The sequence below is a fragment of the Streptomyces sp. NPDC087845 genome, from assembly GCF_044742755.1.
In the GTDB taxonomy this organism is placed as follows: Bacteria; Actinomycetota; Actinomycetes; order Streptomycetales; family Streptomycetaceae; genus Streptomyces.
The window spans coordinates 214,643-232,103 of sequence record NZ_JBIUVC010000010.1; the positions used below are offsets into that span (position 1 = coordinate 214,643).

Annotated in this window: 15 protein-coding genes; 4 read left to right on the forward strand and 11 right to left on the reverse strand. The window is 65.7% G+C overall.

The annotated features are described in order from the left end of the window. Nucleotides 1-166: 166 nt before the first annotated feature. From ACIOMQ_RS25765 to queC, 11 genes are all read right to left on the reverse strand, one after another. Entirely contained in the window at nt 167-838 is a 672-nt protein-coding gene (locus ACIOMQ_RS25765) for a hypothetical protein (RefSeq protein WP_230543607.1), read from the reverse strand. A gap of 1,950 nt (nt 839-2,788) precedes the next feature. Beyond that, complete coding sequence (gene haaN / locus ACIOMQ_RS25770) at nt 2,789-3,262, reverse strand: cyclophane-containing RiPP N-acetyltransferase HaaN (RefSeq protein ID WP_193463185.1); 474 nt, start codon at nt 3,260-3,262, stop codon at nt 2,789-2,791. Between the two features lie 78 nt (nt 3,263-3,340). After that, nucleotides 3,341-4,492: an FxsB family cyclophane-forming radical SAM/SPASM peptide maturase gene (locus ACIOMQ_RS25775; protein WP_193463184.1), complete on the reverse strand. Its 1,152-nt coding sequence runs from the start codon at nt 4,490-4,492 to the stop codon at nt 3,341-3,343. Nucleotides 4,493-4,505: 13 nt separating this feature from the next. Then, nucleotides 4,506-4,700, reverse strand: coding sequence for a HaaA family cyclophane-containing RiPP peptide (haaA, locus tag ACIOMQ_RS25780; RefSeq protein ID WP_308438671.1), 195 nt, complete (start codon nt 4,698-4,700; stop codon nt 4,506-4,508). 107 nt (nt 4,701-4,807) lie between these two features. After that, nucleotides 4,808-7,582 carry a cyclophane-containing RiPP biosynthesis TPR protein HaaT gene (gene haaT, locus ACIOMQ_RS25785; protein WP_193463183.1) on the reverse strand — a complete coding sequence of 925 codons (2,775 nt, stop codon included), beginning with the start codon at nt 7,580-7,582 and terminating at the stop codon, nt 4,808-4,810. Between the two features lie 315 nt (nt 7,583-7,897). Continuing rightward, nucleotides 7,898-9,121, reverse strand: a complete 1,224-nt coding sequence (locus ACIOMQ_RS25790; RefSeq protein WP_401815719.1) for a hypothetical protein — start codon at nt 9,119-9,121, stop codon at nt 7,898-7,900. Between the two features lie 372 nt (nt 9,122-9,493). Then, nucleotides 9,494-9,925: a hypothetical protein gene (locus ACIOMQ_RS25795; RefSeq protein WP_193463181.1), complete on the reverse strand. Its 432-nt coding sequence runs from the start codon at nt 9,923-9,925 to the stop codon at nt 9,494-9,496. Nucleotides 9,926-10,423: 498 nt separating this feature from the next. Continuing rightward, a complete protein-coding gene (locus ACIOMQ_RS25800) occupies nt 10,424-11,200 on the reverse strand; it encodes a GTP cyclohydrolase I FolE2 (RefSeq protein WP_402190553.1) in 777 nt (258 codons plus the stop codon). 3 nt (nt 11,201-11,203) lie between these two features. After that, complete coding sequence (gene queD, locus ACIOMQ_RS25805; protein WP_193463179.1) at nt 11,204-11,560, reverse strand: 6-carboxytetrahydropterin synthase QueD; 357 nt, start codon at nt 11,558-11,560, stop codon at nt 11,204-11,206. After that, on the reverse strand, nt 11,560-12,195 hold the full coding sequence (gene queE, locus ACIOMQ_RS25810; RefSeq protein ID WP_402190556.1) for a 7-carboxy-7-deazaguanine synthase: 636 nt from the start codon (nt 12,193-12,195) through the stop codon (nt 11,560-11,562). The genes queD and queE overlap by 1 nt, the downstream gene beginning before the upstream one ends. Nucleotides 12,196-12,197: 2 nt before the next feature. Then, nucleotides 12,198-12,893 (reverse strand): 7-cyano-7-deazaguanine synthase QueC, encoded by a 696-nt coding sequence (gene queC, locus ACIOMQ_RS25815; RefSeq protein ID WP_193463177.1) that lies wholly within the window; start codon nt 12,891-12,893, stop codon nt 12,198-12,200. A gap of 456 nt (nt 12,894-13,349) precedes the next feature. On the opposite strand from queC, the gene ACIOMQ_RS25820 reads away from it, so the two are divergent. The 4 genes from ACIOMQ_RS25820 to dbpB (ACIOMQ_RS25835) are packed head-to-tail and all read left to right on the forward strand — an operon-like array spanning nt 13,350 to nt 17,402. Further along, on the forward strand, nt 13,350-13,910 hold the full coding sequence (locus ACIOMQ_RS25820; protein WP_229845971.1) for a hypothetical protein: 561 nt from the start codon (nt 13,350-13,352) through the stop codon (nt 13,908-13,910). Next, nucleotides 13,910-15,043: a DGQHR domain-containing protein DpdB gene (gene dbpB, locus ACIOMQ_RS25825; protein WP_018551862.1), complete on the forward strand. Its 1,134-nt coding sequence runs from the start codon at nt 13,910-13,912 to the stop codon at nt 15,041-15,043. Before ACIOMQ_RS25820 ends, dbpB (ACIOMQ_RS25825) begins: the two co-directional genes overlap by 1 nt. Beyond that, complete coding sequence (gene dpdA, locus ACIOMQ_RS25830; RefSeq protein WP_193463175.1) at nt 15,040-16,260, forward strand: tRNA-guanine transglycosylase DpdA; 1,221 nt, start codon at nt 15,040-15,042, stop codon at nt 16,258-16,260. The genes dbpB (ACIOMQ_RS25825) and dpdA overlap by 4 nt, the downstream gene beginning before the upstream one ends. Before the next feature lie 38 nt (nt 16,261-16,298). Next, nucleotides 16,299-17,402, forward strand: coding sequence for a DGQHR domain-containing protein DpdB (gene dbpB / locus ACIOMQ_RS25835; protein WP_193463174.1), 1,104 nt, complete (start codon nt 16,299-16,301; stop codon nt 17,400-17,402). Nucleotides 17,403-17,461: the final 59 nt, after the last annotated feature.

A 17,461-nucleotide genomic window follows, 5' to 3' on the forward strand; every position in this document is an offset into this window, starting at 1 on the left:
CGAAGGTCGGCCTCTCGATCGAGGGAACGCAGGCCGAATTGGCCCCTCGCCCGGGAATTGCCCGGTAGCGTGGGGGGTACGGCCCAGAGTCGTCAGACCGCCTCCCGCGTTGATGCGTCGGCCTAGGAACCATGCCAGCGCGGGAGGCGGTCGCCTTGGGGTGCCTCTAGGCGGCCTCCGTTGCCGCGGCCGCGACGAAGTAGCAGCGACGACCATCATCCGAGTACATCTTCGCCACGAGCTGCTTCTTTGCCAGGTCGTCCATGAGCGTCCGCGCGCGATTGTGCGCCTTCCCGTCGGCCTCGACCTCCTGGCCTTCCAGCCGTACCGCGAGCAGCTTCCCGGTCCACTGCAGCGTGGGCTCACTGTTGATGATCTGCATGGCCTGCATGCCGCGAGGGCCGAGCTTCGATGCGTCAAACGCTGTCGAAGCCTTGCCGGTGTGGCTGCCTTCTTCAGCCGACGTGGCCGCCGCATCCGAACTGTTCGCAGCCTCATCGGCGCAGGCGTCGGTCCCCTTGCATTCGTCAGGATCCGGCACGTCCTTGAAACTGGACCCGCCCTCGCGCTGCCCGCTACGAAGAGCGGCTCCAGCCCGGGCCGCCGCGTGGAGCATCTCCTGAACGCGCAGCGCCTCCTCGCGAGTGAGCACCACCTGCTGGCGCGCGGAGCGCACCGCTTGCTTCTCAGCTTCCAGCGCGGCGACTCCCGACGTCAGTCGGTCGAGCATGGCGTCGTGCTGTGCCAACTCGGCATCGCACTGGTGAATCAGGGCACCCATATCCACCGCGACCCAGCTGGGATTGGCGGACGCGGCGCCACTGTCGGTGGGCTGCATGGCGATCACCATAGGGCCTCGACAGCACCGGCTCGCCCGCTTTGATAGTCATCGGGGGATCCGCCGGCAGCCCAGGGCGCGTCAGAGAGGCCGGGAGCGTGATGCCTCAGGCCCCGGAAACCGTCGGAGAACGGTAGCTCTGACCTCGTGTGACGGCCCTTAAAACTTGACGCGACTCCTGTGTGCGAGTACTTGAGAACCCGACCACAGCTCAGTCTGTGAGAGGCACTCAGGAGAACGGCCCAGCCCGGATTCCCTAGGCGGGATAGGAGACAGCCACCGGAGAGCTCGCTCGGCTAGCTGGCTCCTGCCGCAGGGCAGCGGTGACAGGTGCTCACATCCTGAAGGGTTGAACACCACCTGGGCTCAACAACCGTGAGCAACCACGCGTGGGTCCTGAGAGGCTCATTCCCACTTCATCTTCCGACCCCTCAGTGCCCTGATTCTTCCCTTCACCCTATAGAGGGGCAAGAGGGGTACGTAGGTGACAGACAGAATTCGTGTTGCATCGTGAGGGGGGCAAGCCCTACATGACTTCCGGTCAGTCATCCCGCGCTCTCTACGGGCCCCTGAGCTCCAGTGTCTATGTCCCGCCCGGCGTGAACCTGGGCAAGGACAAGGGCGCGAGGTGCCCTGGTTTGCCGGGTTGATACTCCGAGCGCGTTCCTCGCCACGTGCAGGACTTTCCGTGTGATGCGCCTGCTGAAGGGTGTGATAGCCGCCAGCCGAGACACGGCCTGGAACTCCGCTTCGCAAGCCCGATAGCTGGCCTGAACCGGTGCTTGCCACCAGGGCCGCTACCGCCGCCAACGGCAAGGCCGATACCAGGCATGGGAGTGGGCCCACCCGCAGCTGATCACCGCGCCACCTGACTGAACCATGAAGGCGAACTCCATCTGGTCGAGGACGCATTGGTCCCAATCGAAGCAACGAGTTCAGGTCCCGGGTGCTGGTCCCCAGGCTGCCGATTCCTCTGCCGTGAGGATGTAGACGACGGGGCAGCCCCATGCGGCACCAGGTGTGTCGGGTTCGAGCAGCACGAGTCCGCACGCCCGGAAGAACGCCCGGCGGCCGGTGACCTTGTCGCCGTCCTGAAGGACGAGGGCAAGGAACGTCCGACCAGCGGCGTGAGCCGGCGGCGGTGTGCCGCGTCATCTTCAGCACGCCAAGCGCGGCTGTGCGCTTGGCGAGGCCGCCAGCTCGGAGGGCTGGGGTGCAACCGCGCGTATCTCCATCTCGATGCGCAGATCACCCTCTCTGTGAGCCTTGGGTGAGACCCGAGTCCTGCACCTGAAAGCCGTGAAGGTCATGCACAGCTCGACCAGCACTTGCAGCCGCGCGGCCGTCCCCACTCCTGGAGTTTGACCTGGGCGCAGGCGGCCGACCAAGCCGCTGTCCTGGCCACGAGGGGGGGAGCGGGGCCGCCGTAAGCAAAGGCGGCTGCGCGACATGGACCACCGACCCGAAAGCAAAGGCCTGTCCACACTCAAACCCGCAGGGCTGCAGCGTCCGGCTGTAGCCCTGCGCACGGTCACCTGGCGAGCCCAGGTCGGTCACGTGCGACCGTGCCTACGGCGGCTTACATCACGACAATGCCGACTGGCACTCCTCGCACCGTCGTACCGCCTGCCGTGTGGTGCTCCCCTCTGTCGCGGTCGCTGGGTGGCTGCTGCTCAACCGGTCCCAGAGCCCGTGCGGCGGTTCGGGGATCCAGCCCCAGCGCGGGGCCGTCACCAACTCCTCGGTCAGGTGGGCGCAGGTCCCGGGCAGGTGCGCGTACCGCGTCGGTGAGATCAGGATCGTCTCCGCGGGGAAGCGCCGCCACTCCTGCCTGTGCTGCGGTACAGCACGTCTTTCCGATACGACCCCGTTTGGCAAGCAGGCGCATCCCAGCCCGAGGATGCATTCACACCGGTCGCACCGCTCTTCCTGCACAGCCGCACCCCGCCCTCAGCCCGTATTGGTGTCCACCCGGTAGACGATCTTCCCATCGAACTCCGCGAATCCCAGCGACTTGTAGAAGGAACGCGCATTCGGGTTGTCGTGGTCCGTCATCCACTCGACACGGCTGCACCCGGGGCGTGCGGCGGCCAGGGCACGGAGCTCGTCCATGAGGTGGGCGCCGACGCCCTGGCGGCGGAGGGTGTCGCGGACGTAGAGCTCCTTCAGAAACAAGGAGTGGGAGGAGCCGGCCGCTGGCCAGAGGAACGAGTAGGCGGCGAGCCCGACGAGGTTGCCAGCCCCGTCCTCGACCAGGAGCGCGGACGCCAGCGGCGGCGAGCCGAAGAGCGCCTCCTCTACCTGGGACCGGCGTTCCTCGAGCGGCTGGATCTCGGTCGATCCGTAGAACCGCTCGATCTCCTCGATCAGTTCGGCTACGGCCACGATGTCCCGCCTGTCAGCGGGGCGGATCGTCACGGTCATCGACATCTCCTGTCGCTCTTCCATCGCTTCACTCGTTCATTCCAACGCGTGATCCTGCCGTGGCGGCACGGCTCATGGCTACAGGGGCGGGGCCGCCGGATCCCAGCCGTGCCGACGTAGGGAGCCCTGGACATGCCGGATGAGGTACTCCAGGTCCGCGCAGTAAACGGACGGATTCTGGTAGCCGCGGGCGGTGCTGAAGCGATGCGGGAGGTAGCCTCCGCCGCACACCTCCACCAGAGGGCAGTCCTGGCATTCCTCAGCGAGCGTGGCCTTCCCGTACTGCCGGTGCAGGAGCTTTGGATGGTGAAGGACCTCGTCGAAGGACTGCCTGAAGACGTCGAGCCCCAGCCAGGAGGCGCCTTCCTCGACGGACCGCAGGGTGTCCACGCCCTCGATCGTGCCGTCGGACTCGATCACGACACTCGTCGGCGGGGCCAGACCCAGGGATTCCACCGAGCCGCGCACGCCGGAGCTGAGCGCCACGATGTCCTCCAGCATCCGTATGCCGTGCCCGTCTTCGGGCCGGGCAAGCCAGGCGTCGTAGACGCGGCTCATCCACACCCCGTACTCGGGCACGCTCGGATCGCCGCGGTGCGGTGGCTCGTCGTGCGTCCCGTGCGGCAGACCGAAGTCGATCACCGGAGGCTCGAACGACGCCAGGTAGTCGTGGACCTCGACCGGGTCGTTGGCCAGGTCCACAACGGCGAGCACTCCTGCGAACAGGTGGGGTCGGGACCGCAGGAGGTCGATGCCGCGTACGGCCGAGGCGGCGCTCGACCGGGAGGCATGGGTCAGCCGATGCCGATCGTTCGCGGACGGTGGCCCGTCGAGGCTGACGCCCACGACAACCTCGTACCGCTCGAAGAGGTCCAGCCACGGCTCGGTGAGAAGCGTCCCGTTGGTCTGGAGCTCGAAACGTACCTCCACACCGGCCGGAACACTTTCCCGTACGACGCCGAGCAGGTCAGCCATGTGTCGGGGGCCAGCGAGTAGGGGCTCTCCACCGTGCAGAACGACATGCGCGCCCGGCAGGCCGTGCGCCACGGCGTGCTCACCGATCCTCCGCCCGGCCGCCCGTGCAATATCCACACTCATCCGGGCGGGTAGACGCTGCCACGCCTGGTCCGCGGAGTTGAAGACGTAGCAGTAGTCGCAGTCGATGTTGCATCGATTGGCGACCTTGAGAATGAAGGACCGAAAGGGAGCGATGTTCTCGCGCGGCGTCATCGAGCGGGAGAGCTCACAGGGGCCAGGTCCAGATCAGTGAAGCCTGGTGACCACCTTCGCCTGTACTGTTCGCCGCGGTCCGCTCGGCTGCCAGTCGCTGCCGTACACGGGCGGCGACGCGGTCCAGGACAACCGAGTTCTGCGTGGGTTCCGGGGCCACGGGCGTCACCGGGGCGTGCGGCGTGGGAACGGACGTGCGTGACAGCATTCAACGCTCCTCGTAACAGTGCGACGGCGGTTGAGTCGGCAGATCGGCCCGCAACGTAGCAGTCCCACTACCTACGATGGCATACCCAATCCGGCCACAAGCTCGGCTCACCCCGCCTGCGACGCAAGCAGCCGCTCGAGAGTGTCGGCGGCCCCATTCGCGCCTAACCGCCGGTACACGGCGAGTGCTTCGCTCAGCGAGCCCTCGGCCTGCGCGGGTCCGTCTGCCATCCAGTCGCAGCGTCCGATTCCCTCCAGCGCCCGCGCCTGCTCCAACGGACAGCGGATGTCTCGAGCCAACCCCAGCGCCTGCTCGAAGTATCCCCGCGAGGCGGCCCAGTCACCGGAAGTGTGCAGCAGCATCCCCCAGTGGTTCAGGACCTCAGCCTCCCCGCACCGGTCGCCGAGCTCCCGCAGAATCTCCAGGCTCTGCTGGAACGCTTCGACAGCGTGGTCTTGCTCCGCGACGATTCCGTGCGCCACACCCAACTCGCCCAGCGAGGCAGCCTCGCCGCCACGGCTACCGAGATCGCGGTACGAACCCAGGGCATCCTCCAACACACGGATCGCCTCGGTGACGTTCCCTTCCATGCGGTCCAGCACCCCGAGGTGGCGGACGCTGTTCGCGCGCCCGAACCGCTCGCCGAGCTCCGTGTAGTGCTCCAGCGCCTGGGCATGGGCCTCTCGTGCCCCGGGCAGGTCGCCGGTCAGCCGCCGTACGACGCCGAGTTCGTTGAGGGCGTACGCCTGGTGGACCCGGTCGTCGAGCTCCTGATAGATGTCGAACGCCTGACGGTGCCGCCGCGTGGCCAGCTCATACTCACCCATGAGGCAGTGCACGATGCCCAGGTCCCGCAGCGAGTTGGCCTCTCCGTAGCGGTCACCCAGCTCGCGATAGATCGACAGGGCCTCGGTCTGCTCCTCCACCGCCACGTCGAACTGGCTTGTCTGCCGGCGCACCATGCCGAGGTCTGCGAGCGCGTTCGCCTGGCCGAGCCGGTCGCCGATGTCGCGGTAGAGGGCGAGGGCCTCGGTCTGGGCGCGGGCCGCGGCGTCGTTGTCCGCGATCATGTACGAGACGATGCCCGCCTGGTTCAGAGCGTCCGCCTTGCCGCGTCGCTCGCCGACTGCCTCGTACTCCGTCACCGCCTCGTTCAGGGCCTCGATCGCCTCAGGGTAGGCGGCCATGAAGCGCCGTACGACTCCGACCTCGGCGAGCGCGCCAGCCAGCGCGCGCCGGTCGCCGGTGTGCCGGGCGGCCTCGGCGGCCGTGCGGTGAAGGCTGACGGCCTGGTCCCACGGGCCGGCCTGCCGCAGGAAGGGGGCCATGGCCGCGGCCATGCGGATGACCAGTTCATGCAGCGCGAGACTGTTCGCTCGCCGGATGCAGGCAAGGACGTTCGCCCGCTCGTTCTCCAGCCAGCCCAGGGCCGCCGTACGCGACTCCATGGGCGGCGTCTCCACCTGCGCGGCGACGCGTGGTGGCGCCGGTGTGGCAGCGCCACCGCGAAGGATGTGTCCGTTCGCGACAGAGAGGGCGGCCAAGTAGTAGGTGCACACGCGCTGAACGGCCTGAACTTGTTCCATGGTGCCTCCCTCGTCGGCGAGACCGCGGGCGTAGTCGCGTAAGAGGTCATGAAGCCGATAACGGCTTCCAGGGTGTTCGTCGATCAGATGGGCGTCGTAGAGCGCGTCGAGTTGCTCGCGTGCCGCAGCCACCGAGACTGAGCCGAGCGCGGCACCGGCATAGGCGTCGAGGTCGGTACCAGGGTAGAAGCCGAGACGCTGGAAGAAGCGCTGCCGCTCCGGCGCGAGGTCCCGGTAGGACAGGTCGAACGTCGCGGCGACTGCGCGCTCCCCGGCCCGGAGTTCTCCCAGCCGGTCCCGTGCCGCCACCAGCCGCGCCCGCAGGTCCTCGGCGCTCCACGAAGGATGATGGCGCAGCCGCGCTGCAAGCAACGAAACCCCCAGCGGCAAATACCCGCACAGCCCCACCAGCTCCGCGAGCACGGCATGGTCGAGCGAGTCCGCCGGCCGCCGGCTGAGGCGTACGAAGAGGTCGACCGAGTGCTCCGGCGGCAACGCCGCCACCGGCAGGACCACCTCCTCGTACGCCGCCAGCCGCTTCCGGCTGGTCACCAGCACGAGACAGCCGCTCCCGCCCGGGATCAGAGGCTCAAACTGGCGGTAGCTGGCCGCGTTGTCGAGGATGAGCAGCGCCTTCTTGTCCGCGAGCCGACTCCGCCACATGGCCGCCCGCGCCTCGGCGACCGCGCCCACGTCGTCGCCGACGGGAATCCGCTGCACAGGCACGCCGGTCGCGGCCAGCAACGAAGCCAGTGCCTCGGTGGCTTGCACCGGCGCGCGCCCCGTCGTATGCCCGTTGAGGTTCACGAACAGCTGCCCGTCCGGGAATCGTTCCGACAGCACATGCCCGGCGTGCACGGCGAACGTCGTTTTGCCGACCCCCGGCATTCCGTCGATCACATGCACGGGCAGCGCCGAGCCGCTCTCCTGCGAGACCCTCACGGACCGGACCAGCGCCTCGAGCTCGGCGCTCCGGTCGGTGAATGCCGCGGTGTCGCGCGGTAGCGACCGCAGTACCAAGGCGGCCCCCGGAGGCTCCGCCCCGTTCCCCGGCTGATGCGGCTCAGCGGACCGTAGGGGGGTGCGGGTCTCCGACAGCGCGGCGAGCAGCATGGTCAGCCCGACCGTAGCCCCGCCCAGCACAGCGAACGAGAACCAGGCATGCCGCTGTAACCACCCCAACCAGCCTGGCCACTCCGACTCGGACACCGCGTTCGTGACGAGTCCCACGAGCATCGTTGTCACGGCACCCCCGGCTGCCACGACACCGATCGTGATCCCCCGCCGGAGTCTCATGCGCGGGCCGCCCGTCCACCGAGCGGAAAGATCGAATCCGTCTTGCTACCACGGGCACGAAACATCGAACCTAGAACAGCCCTGACCACGAAGCCCCCCGAGTTCGACACCCCAACTCACCAAGCGCATCAGCTATGGAGGGACTTGGTCAAGGCCGCCTCCACGCCAATGAACGGGCTCTTCGCAGTTGAGGGTGTAGCCGTGGGGCGTGCGGCGATCGCCGAGCTGGGTCGAGCCCGTCGAGGCATACCCAGCGGGAGAGACTTATTTGTCCAGTTCAACCGAGAGCCCACACGGTTGACGGCCGGCGCTCGCTCACTCCTCTTCGCCGCGTTCTTCGCAGGCAAGGGCGGCGCGGCTCGCCCAGACCCCCGCAGCCCCCACGACCGCCACACCCGCTCCTATGGCCGCTTTGAGTCCCGCCTCTGCGGCGGCGTTCTTCAATTGCGTCGAGTCTCGGGCCGCGTCCCACCATCGTGTCGCCTCCAATGAATGTCGACCAGACTCGATTCCGAGCGGCCTGTGGAAGTTATCGACGGCGATGCCGACATGGTTGATCGAGCCCACCACAGCCCGGTGCGCGGGCAAGTGCAGCAGCACATTCGAGTTGGCCGTGTCGGCAGCCGCATCCATGCGTGCCATCAGGTGCTCAATCTTCTGTGAAATGAGTTCCCGCCGCTTCTGCCGGTCATCCTTCAGCACGAGCCGACGTCCGTCCAGTTCGTCCGGAGACTCGTCCAGCACCCGCTCCAGTCGCAGCACGTCGAGCGCGTCTTGCAGTTCGAAGCAACGAGCCACAACGGCGAGCAACTCCTGAACCTCGGACTCTGCTTCCTTGGCCATCTTGGCGAGATCACCGATCTTGGTCGTGCTCTCCACCCTCTCCGCGAGTGCGTCGAGTCGACCCAGCGCCCACCCCAGGGCGTCCGTGATTGTATGGGTCCTGGCCTGCACGGTCGACCACGTATCGTCGTCGACCCGACCCGTTCGTTCCAGAACGCTCACGGCGGACTCGATGTCGAGGCCCGCTCCGAACACCTTCGCCAACTCAGCATCCTTCTGAGCGCGGAGCACGTCGTCGACCTTCTTGTCGATCGTCGCGAGATAGCTCTTGATCTCGCTCATCTCATGCTGCCTCGCGAACTGCGCCATAATCCCCGCGGCACCAGCAAGAATCGCCGGGTTGGTCAGGAGCGAGCCGGGCCCCTTCGCGATCTGGAGCCATGACTTGATTGAGCCCGGTTTCCCCACCATCGCATAGCTGACGCCTGGCGTCTTGCTTTCCATCAGCCCGAACTTCTTGACAAGCTGCGCGGACTCCTCGGTCAGCTTCACCCAGCGACCTGAGTTCGCGGCAATTTCAGAACCTGCCTGTGCGACTCCAGCCCCGGCACGGAGGAGAGGTCCGAGCCTTTGCAATCCGAGGTCCTTCGACAGTGACAACAGTCCCTCTGAGGCGAGGAAGCGCTCGACATCCGTCGGGTTCCCGACGACCGCAAGTCCATCGCCGTCACTGATCAGCTGAATCTCGTTATCCATCGCCCGCTCCTGTAGTGACTCCTTGCAGTTGAGGGTAGTTGGGGTGAGCAGCGCAAGAGCCTCCAACATCGGAAGACGTCGACCCCTAGCCAGCCACCGACGCGCGCACCGCACGCCCTGCGGCTACACCCTCAACTGCGAAGAGTCAATAAACGCCCTGCTTCAGGCCGCCTGCCTCAGAGGAGGAAGACACCCAATGCACTGAATGCTCCGGAGCTAGGATGCCCGTGGTCATCGAACTCGATGCAGGGTGCGCCGCCGCTATCTGCCCAGGGCCCGATCTCGCCGGTCACACAGATGGGATCCTCGTGATGGCCCGTAGGTAAGCAGATCGCTGACCAGGGCGTGTCGGCCGGCGCTGCGGCGCCACTCTCACCGGAGAGTGATGGGGCCATCGGGAATCCATCCTTCGACGTAACCGGTGACCAGTAAGACGATCCCCTCTGGGGAGATTTCCCTTCTTCGCCGTTGCAGTTCCTCGATGCTCCATCGGGCGTGTGTGACCGACTGCTTCTCAATTGCCGACCCTTCGCCGTCGCTGATGCGGACGATGAAGACCCGCGTAGCCGTGGCTCGGTCGAACTCCCAATCGTCACCGATGCGTGACTGCCGGATGCCATACACCGATCCATAGCGTGGAGCCGCCACTTCGAATCGCTCCTGCAGGAACCGGGTGGCTGACTCCAGGAAACTGGCGCTGGATGTCATGCGCACCTGGGGGACGGTCCAGCCGCCGCAGCATCCGCCGCACAGAAGGAGCCGACGCTGGTCATCCAGCAGGAGGAGGTAGGTGCGACGGTCCAAGCGGGGCCATGGGACCCAAGGGGCAGTGGAGGACGGCATGCCCCAATCTTGAGGCGCCGCTACTTGAGTAGCAATATTTGGGAGTCGGATGGGTGAACTGTCATGCAGGGAGGGCCGGGCTGAGGTGCGTCACCCTGAGCGACCTGATGGAAGGGCGGCCAAGGTCGACCACCAATGTGGTCAACATGTGATCGCCGGGCAGGCCCCCGATTGAACCTTCATCTGAGCCGGAGCGATTCATGTAGCGCAAGCGCCTGGCGTCTGTCGGCGGCCCCGCCGCGTGCCGTGTGCGGGCACGCACACGGCACGCGGCGGGACGTGAGAGGTTGGCGCGGGCCGGGCATGCTCGGGCGCGCGAGGGGTGCTGCTCGGGCTGGATTCGTGCACGGGGGTTGGCTTCTCGCCTTGGCGGTGACCGGACCGTTGGTTGGTGCGACCCGGGCGGGCAGTCGCCACATTGATCGTTTCGTGGTGGCGGTCGGGGCCGCCTGTGGCGGGTCAGTAGTGGTTGTAGGTGAGGGTGGCGATGGCGTCGTGGCTGTGGATGCTTTCCAGGTTCTTCGCCGTGACGGTGTGGGTGAGTCCTTTGTCCCGGCAGGTGAGGCTTATATCCCGGATGATGTCTTCGACAAAGACGGGGTGGTCGTAGGCCTGCATGGTGACGACGCGTTCATCATCCCGCTTGATAAGCGGGATGACGGGAGCGGAGCCAGTGGCGCGCAGCAGCTGGATGATCTCGTGGACGGGCAGGGGATAAGGGGTGTCGTCGGTGCCGGTGATCTCCAGGGTGATCTCGCTGCGCTGGTTGTGGGCGCCGTAGTCGGAGATGGCTTTGGAGCAGGGGCACAGGCTGGTGACGTGCGTGGTCACCGAGGTGGTGACAGTGCATCCGGAAGCTGTGATGCGGCCGGTGACGGTGACGTCGTGGGTCTGCCAGGATTCCCGCTGGCTAGCGGGGGCGGTGACAGCAGTGGCGATGGGCAGGGACAGAGTGAGGGTGAGGGCTGGTGCGTCGAGCAGGGCGAGGCCACGCTTGAGGGCGATGGGAAACTCCTGCGGGGTCAGCGTGGCGACTTCCTCGTGCACGAGCGCGATCAGGCGGCTCATGTGGGTGCCGCGCCGGTCGGCTTGCAGGCCGACGGTGGCGCTGATGTCAGCAATGCCCTGCTGTCGTGTGTAGCCATCGTCGAAGGTGAGGGGGTATCGCAGGCCGCTGATGCCCACCTCGTCGATGGCAATGCCGCGGCGGTCGGGTTCGTTTTGGATGTCGTGCATGCCTTACGCGCCTCGGTAGGTGCAACCGGAGGTGCAGGTTTCGCGCACGGTGATCTCGGACAGTGCGGGAAGTTCGCCGATCAGGCGTTCCCAGATCCAGCGGGCCAGGTTCTCGCTGGTCGGGTTGTCCAGGCCTTCGATGTCGTTCAAGTAGTAGTGGTCGAGTTGAGCATCGATGGGCTTGAAGGCCCGCTTGATGTCGCCGAAGTCCATTACCCAGCCCAGTTCTGCATCGACGGGGGCTTCGACGTGCACGATCACCTTGTAGGAGTGGCCGTGGAGGCGGGCACACTTGTGGCCCTCAGGCACGCGCGGCAGGCGGTGCGCTGCTTCGAAGGTGAACTCGCGAAAGATTTCCATTACTGAATTCCCAGATACTTGTGCGTCTGGAGGGAGAGAGTCCAGCGCGGGTTCTTCATGCAGTATTCGACGGTGGCACGGGTGTGGGCTTCGCGGTGAGCGTCATCCAGCGGTTGCAGCCTGAAGTGCCGGAAGTCCAGTTCTTCGAACTGGGCAGGGTCACCGCCAGCCTGCGGGTAGACCAGTTTCAGTTCGTCACCCTGGGTGAGGACCAGAGTGGAACCGATCTTGGGGCTGACGCACAGCCAGTCGATTCCTCGGGGGGCCGGGCGGGTGCCGTTGGTTTCCACTGCGACTTCGAAGCCGCGCTCATGCAGAGCCTCGATGGCTTCCTCGTCCAGTTGCAGCAGGGGCTCTCCGCCGGTGCACACCACGAACCGGTGGGCTCGATCGGTCGTGGGCCAGGCGGCCTCGACGGCATCGGCCAGGTCCTGCGGGGTGTGAAAGCGGCCGCCGCCTTCACCGTCGGTGCCGACAAAGTCGGTGTCGCAGAACTGGCAGATGGCGCGGCCCCTGTCCTGTTCCCGGCCCGTCCACAGGTTGCAGCGGGAGAAGCGGCAGAAGACCGCCGGACGCCCTGCGTGGCTGCCTTCTCCCTGCAGGGTGTAGAAGATTTCCTTGATCAGATAGGTCATGTTCAGGCGCTCTGATACCGGACGGGGTCCTTCACGCCGGCTTCAGCGAAGCCCTTCAGGCGCAGCAGGCAGGTGTCGCACTTACCGCAGGCCCGCCCCTGCTCGTCGGGGTCGTAGCAGGAGGAAGTAAGGGAGTAGTCCACGCCCAGTCGCAGGCCCTCGCGCACGATGTCGGCCTTGGACAGCGCGATCAGGGGGGAATGCAGGGTGATCTGGGAGGTTCCTTCCACCCCGGCTCGGGTGGCCAGGTTGGCCATGGTGGCGAAGGCCTCCATGTACTCGGGGCGGCAGTCGGGGTAGCCGCTGTAGTCCACGGCTGTGACCCCGGTGAAGATGTCGCTGGCACCGACCGTCTCGGCGAACGCCAGCGCGAATGAGAGGAAGATCGTGTTGCGGGCCGGCACATACGTGATCGGCACCCCACCCTCCTCGACGTCCTCCAGCGTCTCGTGCTTGGGCACCTCGATGTCGGAGGTCAGGGCAGAGCCGCCGAAGACCCGCAGATCGATGTCGGCAATGACGTGCCGGGCCACGCCCTGGGTCTGCGCCACGCGCTGAGCCGCCTCCAACTCGATGCTGTGCCGCTGGCCGTAGCGGAAGCTGAGCGCGTAGGGAGTGAATCCCTGGTCTTTGGCGATGGCCAGCACCGTGGTCGAGTCCAGGCCGCCGCTCAGCAACACGATCGCGGGACGGTCCATGCTGTCACTCCCCTATCTGCAGTCCAGTTTCCTCAGTTGAGGCAGGTGCAGCCTACCCCCCTAACTACCGGCTACAGTAACCACAACAAAAATCGAGTTACGGAAGCCAGGGGTCGAGCCGCAGTGAACGAGTTGCCCATCGTGGTCACGTGCACGGACCGGAAGGCCTCACCGCCCCCCGCGGACCTGCAAGCCCGCACCCTGCCCACCGGCGACCTGCCGCAGCGAGCCGCGGAATGGGCACGTCGCCTGCAGGCAGTCCAGGGCCGGCGGGCGAAACTGCAAGACCTCTACCAGGGGGATCAGTGGCGGCGTGCGCTCGCTCTCACCGACGCCGCAGCTCGAGCAGGGTTTGTCCCTCGCCTCTATGTAGCCTCGGCCGGCCTGGGCCTACGGCAAGTCTCCAGCCTGGCGCCGTCGTATGCAGCGACTTTCGTACCACGCCACGCAGATTCCGTGGCTTTCTCCAGTCCTGAGGCATCCCGGTGGTGGGATCACCTGCAACACCTGGACGGCACCAGCGATCTGTCTAAGATCGCCGCGGCCGCCGGACGGGCACTGGTGGTGCTGTCAGAGACCTACGCCCAGGCCATGCAGCGGGACTTGCGCGGGCTCGCGGCCGCCGACGCCGAGGTGGTGCTGATCGGGGGCGCCTGCGATCTGGACGGGGTGCTGCGTGTGCCGGCCAATGCCGCCCTGCGGCAGGCCCTCGGCGGAACCCTCACCAGCTTGAACACCCGCATGGCAGCCTCCTGGCTCGAGCACTGCACGCCGGGCCGCCTCATCAGCCCTGAGGCACAGGCGCGTTGGGATGCCTGGGCCTCTCAGGCGGCCCGGCCCGAACGTTACGCCCGCACACCTATGTCGGACGAGTTGGTGATCGCCTTCATCAAAGAGATGAAGGCCCTCCACCCCGACTCCTCCCGCACTCGTCTACTGCGTCTCTTCAGAGATAAGGGGATGGCCTGTGAACAGAAGCGCTTCGCAGACCTGTACACATCAACGATTGGCCGCTGATGACTTTCACTGTGCTTAAGCGTCGGGCCCTGCGGATCGAGCAGCACCCCACGATCCCGCTGTATGTGTTCACGTTGGCGGCAGAAGAGGTGCACCAGGTCGCCGACGTCGCGCGGATCTCCCGGGACGAGGCCGGCAGGCTCATCGGCTACCAGCGCCCCGAGAAAAAGCAGCACGTCAAGCAGATCCTGGAGTATCTCGACAGTGACGAGGTCCTCTTTCCCAACGGACTGATCCTCGCTTTGCCCTCCAGTGTGCGGTTCAAGTCCAGCCCCGGCCCCAGCAGCAGCGACGGCCTGTGTACCTCCGGGACGCTGGAGATCCCTCTGCCCGATTCCCCCGATGCCCCCCGGCCGGCCTGGATCGTCGACGGCCAGCAGCGCAGTCTCGCTCTGGCACGTACCCGCAACACCCGCCTGGCCGTGACCATCGCCGGGTTTGTCGCCGAAGACCTGGAAACCCAGCGAGACCAGTTCCTGCGCGTGAACACGGTCTCTCCGCTGCCGACCAACCTCGTCACCGAACTGCTTCCCGAAGTCGGCACGGTGCTGCCGACCAAACTGTCCGCCAGGAAACTCCCCTCGGTCCTGGTCGAAGCCCTCAATCAGGACAAGGATTCGCCCTTCCACGGGTTGGTGCGCCGCCCTTCCACTACTGCCGAGCAGAAAGCGGAGGCTGTCGTCACCGACAACAGCCTTACCACGGCCATACAGGAATCCCTCAACTCCCCTTCGGGTGTTTTCTTCCCCTATAAAAATCTGTCCAACGGCACCGTCGACACCGCCACCATCCGGCAGATCCTTGTCATCTATTGGAATGCCGTCCGCGACACCTTCCCGGAAGCGTGGGGCCTGCCGGCGACCCGGAGTCGGCTGATGCACGGAGTGGGCATCCGCTCCATGGGGCGTCTCATGGATCGCGTAATGATGGCCATCCCTCCTGCATCCCCCCATGCGCTCGAGCAGGCACGGGCCGAACTCGCACTAGTCGCACCGCACTGCCGTTGGACCGACGGGCGCTGGCCGGACCTGAACATCCCTTGGAACGAACTCCAGAACAACCCGCGCCACATCAGTACCCTGTCGAACTACCTCCTCCGTATCTATGTGCAGGAAAAGGCAAAGGCCGCGTGAAATTCTATTTTCCTGACAGTCAGGACCTGGTGAGCCCCACCTATGACTTCGTCAACGACGAGTACTCGCCCTACCGAGTGCGCCAACGGGACGACGTCTACGCTCACCAGGTTGTGACGCCGATCCCCTACGACGGGATCCTCGTCAGCAAGGCGGTCGTCGACGGATCCGTGAAAGGCTCGGGGAAATACTCCTCCCCGCAGCGCGAGCGTTTCTACCGCCTGGGCGTGAGCAATTTCTTCCGTCTCCCCGAAGCCTGTGCCACCATCGGTGACTGTGGTGCCTTCAACTATATAGACGAAGAGCGCCCGCCTTACGAGGTGGATGAAGTCATGGACTTCTACGGCCGTTGTGGATTCGATGCGGGAATTAGTATCGACCACATTATCTTCGGATACATTTCCGAAGAGTCTGATAAGCGGCCCGAAGACGCCTGGATCACCCGGCAGCAAATCTCCCTGGAACTTGCCGAAGAATTCATTACCGCAACACAAAAATCAGGCGCGCGCTTCGAACCGGTCGGTGCAGCACAGGGTTGGGGCCCGCAAAGCTACGCGCACAGTGTGAAGCAGTTGCAGAAGATGGGTTACCGGCGGATCGCACTGGGTGGCATGGTCCCCCTCAAATCGCACGAAATCCTCTCCTGTCTGCGCGCCATCGACGACATCCGCTCCCCGGAAACAGAACTGCATCTCCTCGGCATCAACCGGGTGGACAGCATGGAACAGTTCGCCCGCCACGGCGTGACCAGTTTCGACAGTACCTCCGCCTTCCGTCAGGCGTTCATGGATGACCGCAACAACTACCACTCGGCCACTGACTCCTACACGGCCATCAGAGTTCCTCAGGTCGACGGAAACCCCGCACTCAAGCGGCTCATCCTGTCCGGGAATGTGTCGCAGGCAGAAGCAATCACCGCCGAGCGAGCCAGCCTGCGCGCCCTGCGCGAATTCGATCGCGAGGAAACCTCCATGGAGGAGGTCCTGGCTGCCCTCGGAACCTATGAATCCCTTGTACTCGGACCGAAAAAGAAGAGCTACCTCGAAGCGTACGAGCGCACCTTGAGCGATGCGCCCTGGCGCGGCTGCCCCTGCGCCCTGTGCGAGAAGCACGGAATTGAGATCGTGATATTCCGGGGGAGTGAGCGAAACAAGCGTCGCGGATTCCATAATTTGACCGTGCTCGAAGCGAAAATGCGATCACTCACCTTCGGGTAAGATCCGCCCTCTACTTTTTATCCATGTCAGGAGATGCGATGGCCGACCGCTACGAACTCAGGCTCCCCGCACTTGAAGTGCGTCAGGGAGACCGAAAGATCTACTGCTTCGCTGTCGACGGAAAGAAGATCCACAGCTTCGCCGCCGTCTCCCGCGTCCGGCGGGATGACAGCAGCAGCCTGCAGGGCTACCAGCGGCCCGAAGTCCTCAGCCACATCCGGGGCATCCGCCGCTACCTCGAGTCCGACAACGCCATGCTGCCCAACGCCCTGGTCCTGGCGTTCGACGAGTCCGTCAGGTTCGAGACCGGAGCACGCCGAGCTGCTGGCGTCGACTACTCCGTCCCGGGAGAATTGGTCATCCCCGTCGACGAATCCCTTCCCGATGAGGGAAAGCCCGCCCTGATCGTGGACGGACAACAGCGCAGCGCCGCCATCCGCGACGCGGACCTGGCCGAATTCCCCGTAGCCGCCGTCGGATTCATCGCGGACGATCAACAAGACCAGCGCTCCCAGTTCATCCTGGTCAACTCCACCAAGCCGCTACCCAAGGGCCTCATCCACGAACTGCTGCCCGAAACCAGTGGACACCTCCCTCCCTCTTACGCCCGCAAGCGCCTGCCAGCGCAGTTGATGACCCGCCTCAACACCGACGGCAAGGGCCCCTTCTACGGCCGCGTCGCCAGCCCCACCTCCCCCCACGGCAACATCAAAGACACCAGCCTGCTGCGCATGCTGGAGCACAGCCTCTTCGAAGGGGCCCTCTACCAGTACCGCAACCCCGAAGACGGCTCCGGCGACGTCGAACGCATGCTGCTGCACCTGCGCTCCTTCTGGACCATCGTGCAGGAAACCTTCAGCGACGCCTGGAAGCTCCCGCCCCGCCAGTCCCGCCTCAGCCACGGAGCAGGCATCCAAGCCATGGGCTTCGTCATGGATAGCCTCACCGACGGCATGGCCGCCGAAGACGTTGACTGCGACCGAGTCCGCAACGCCATCCTGAGCCTGATGCCGGTCACCGCCTGGACCTCCGGCATGTGGCGCTTCCCCGACGGCGAACAGCGCCGCTGGAACGGCCTGCAAAACACCCCCAACGACATCCGCCTGCTCACCGACCTGCTGGTGCGCAGTGTGCGGGGCTGACCGGCTGGCCGTGTTCACCGTGCCGTCTCGGGCACGGTGAACAGCAGGTCCACTTCCCG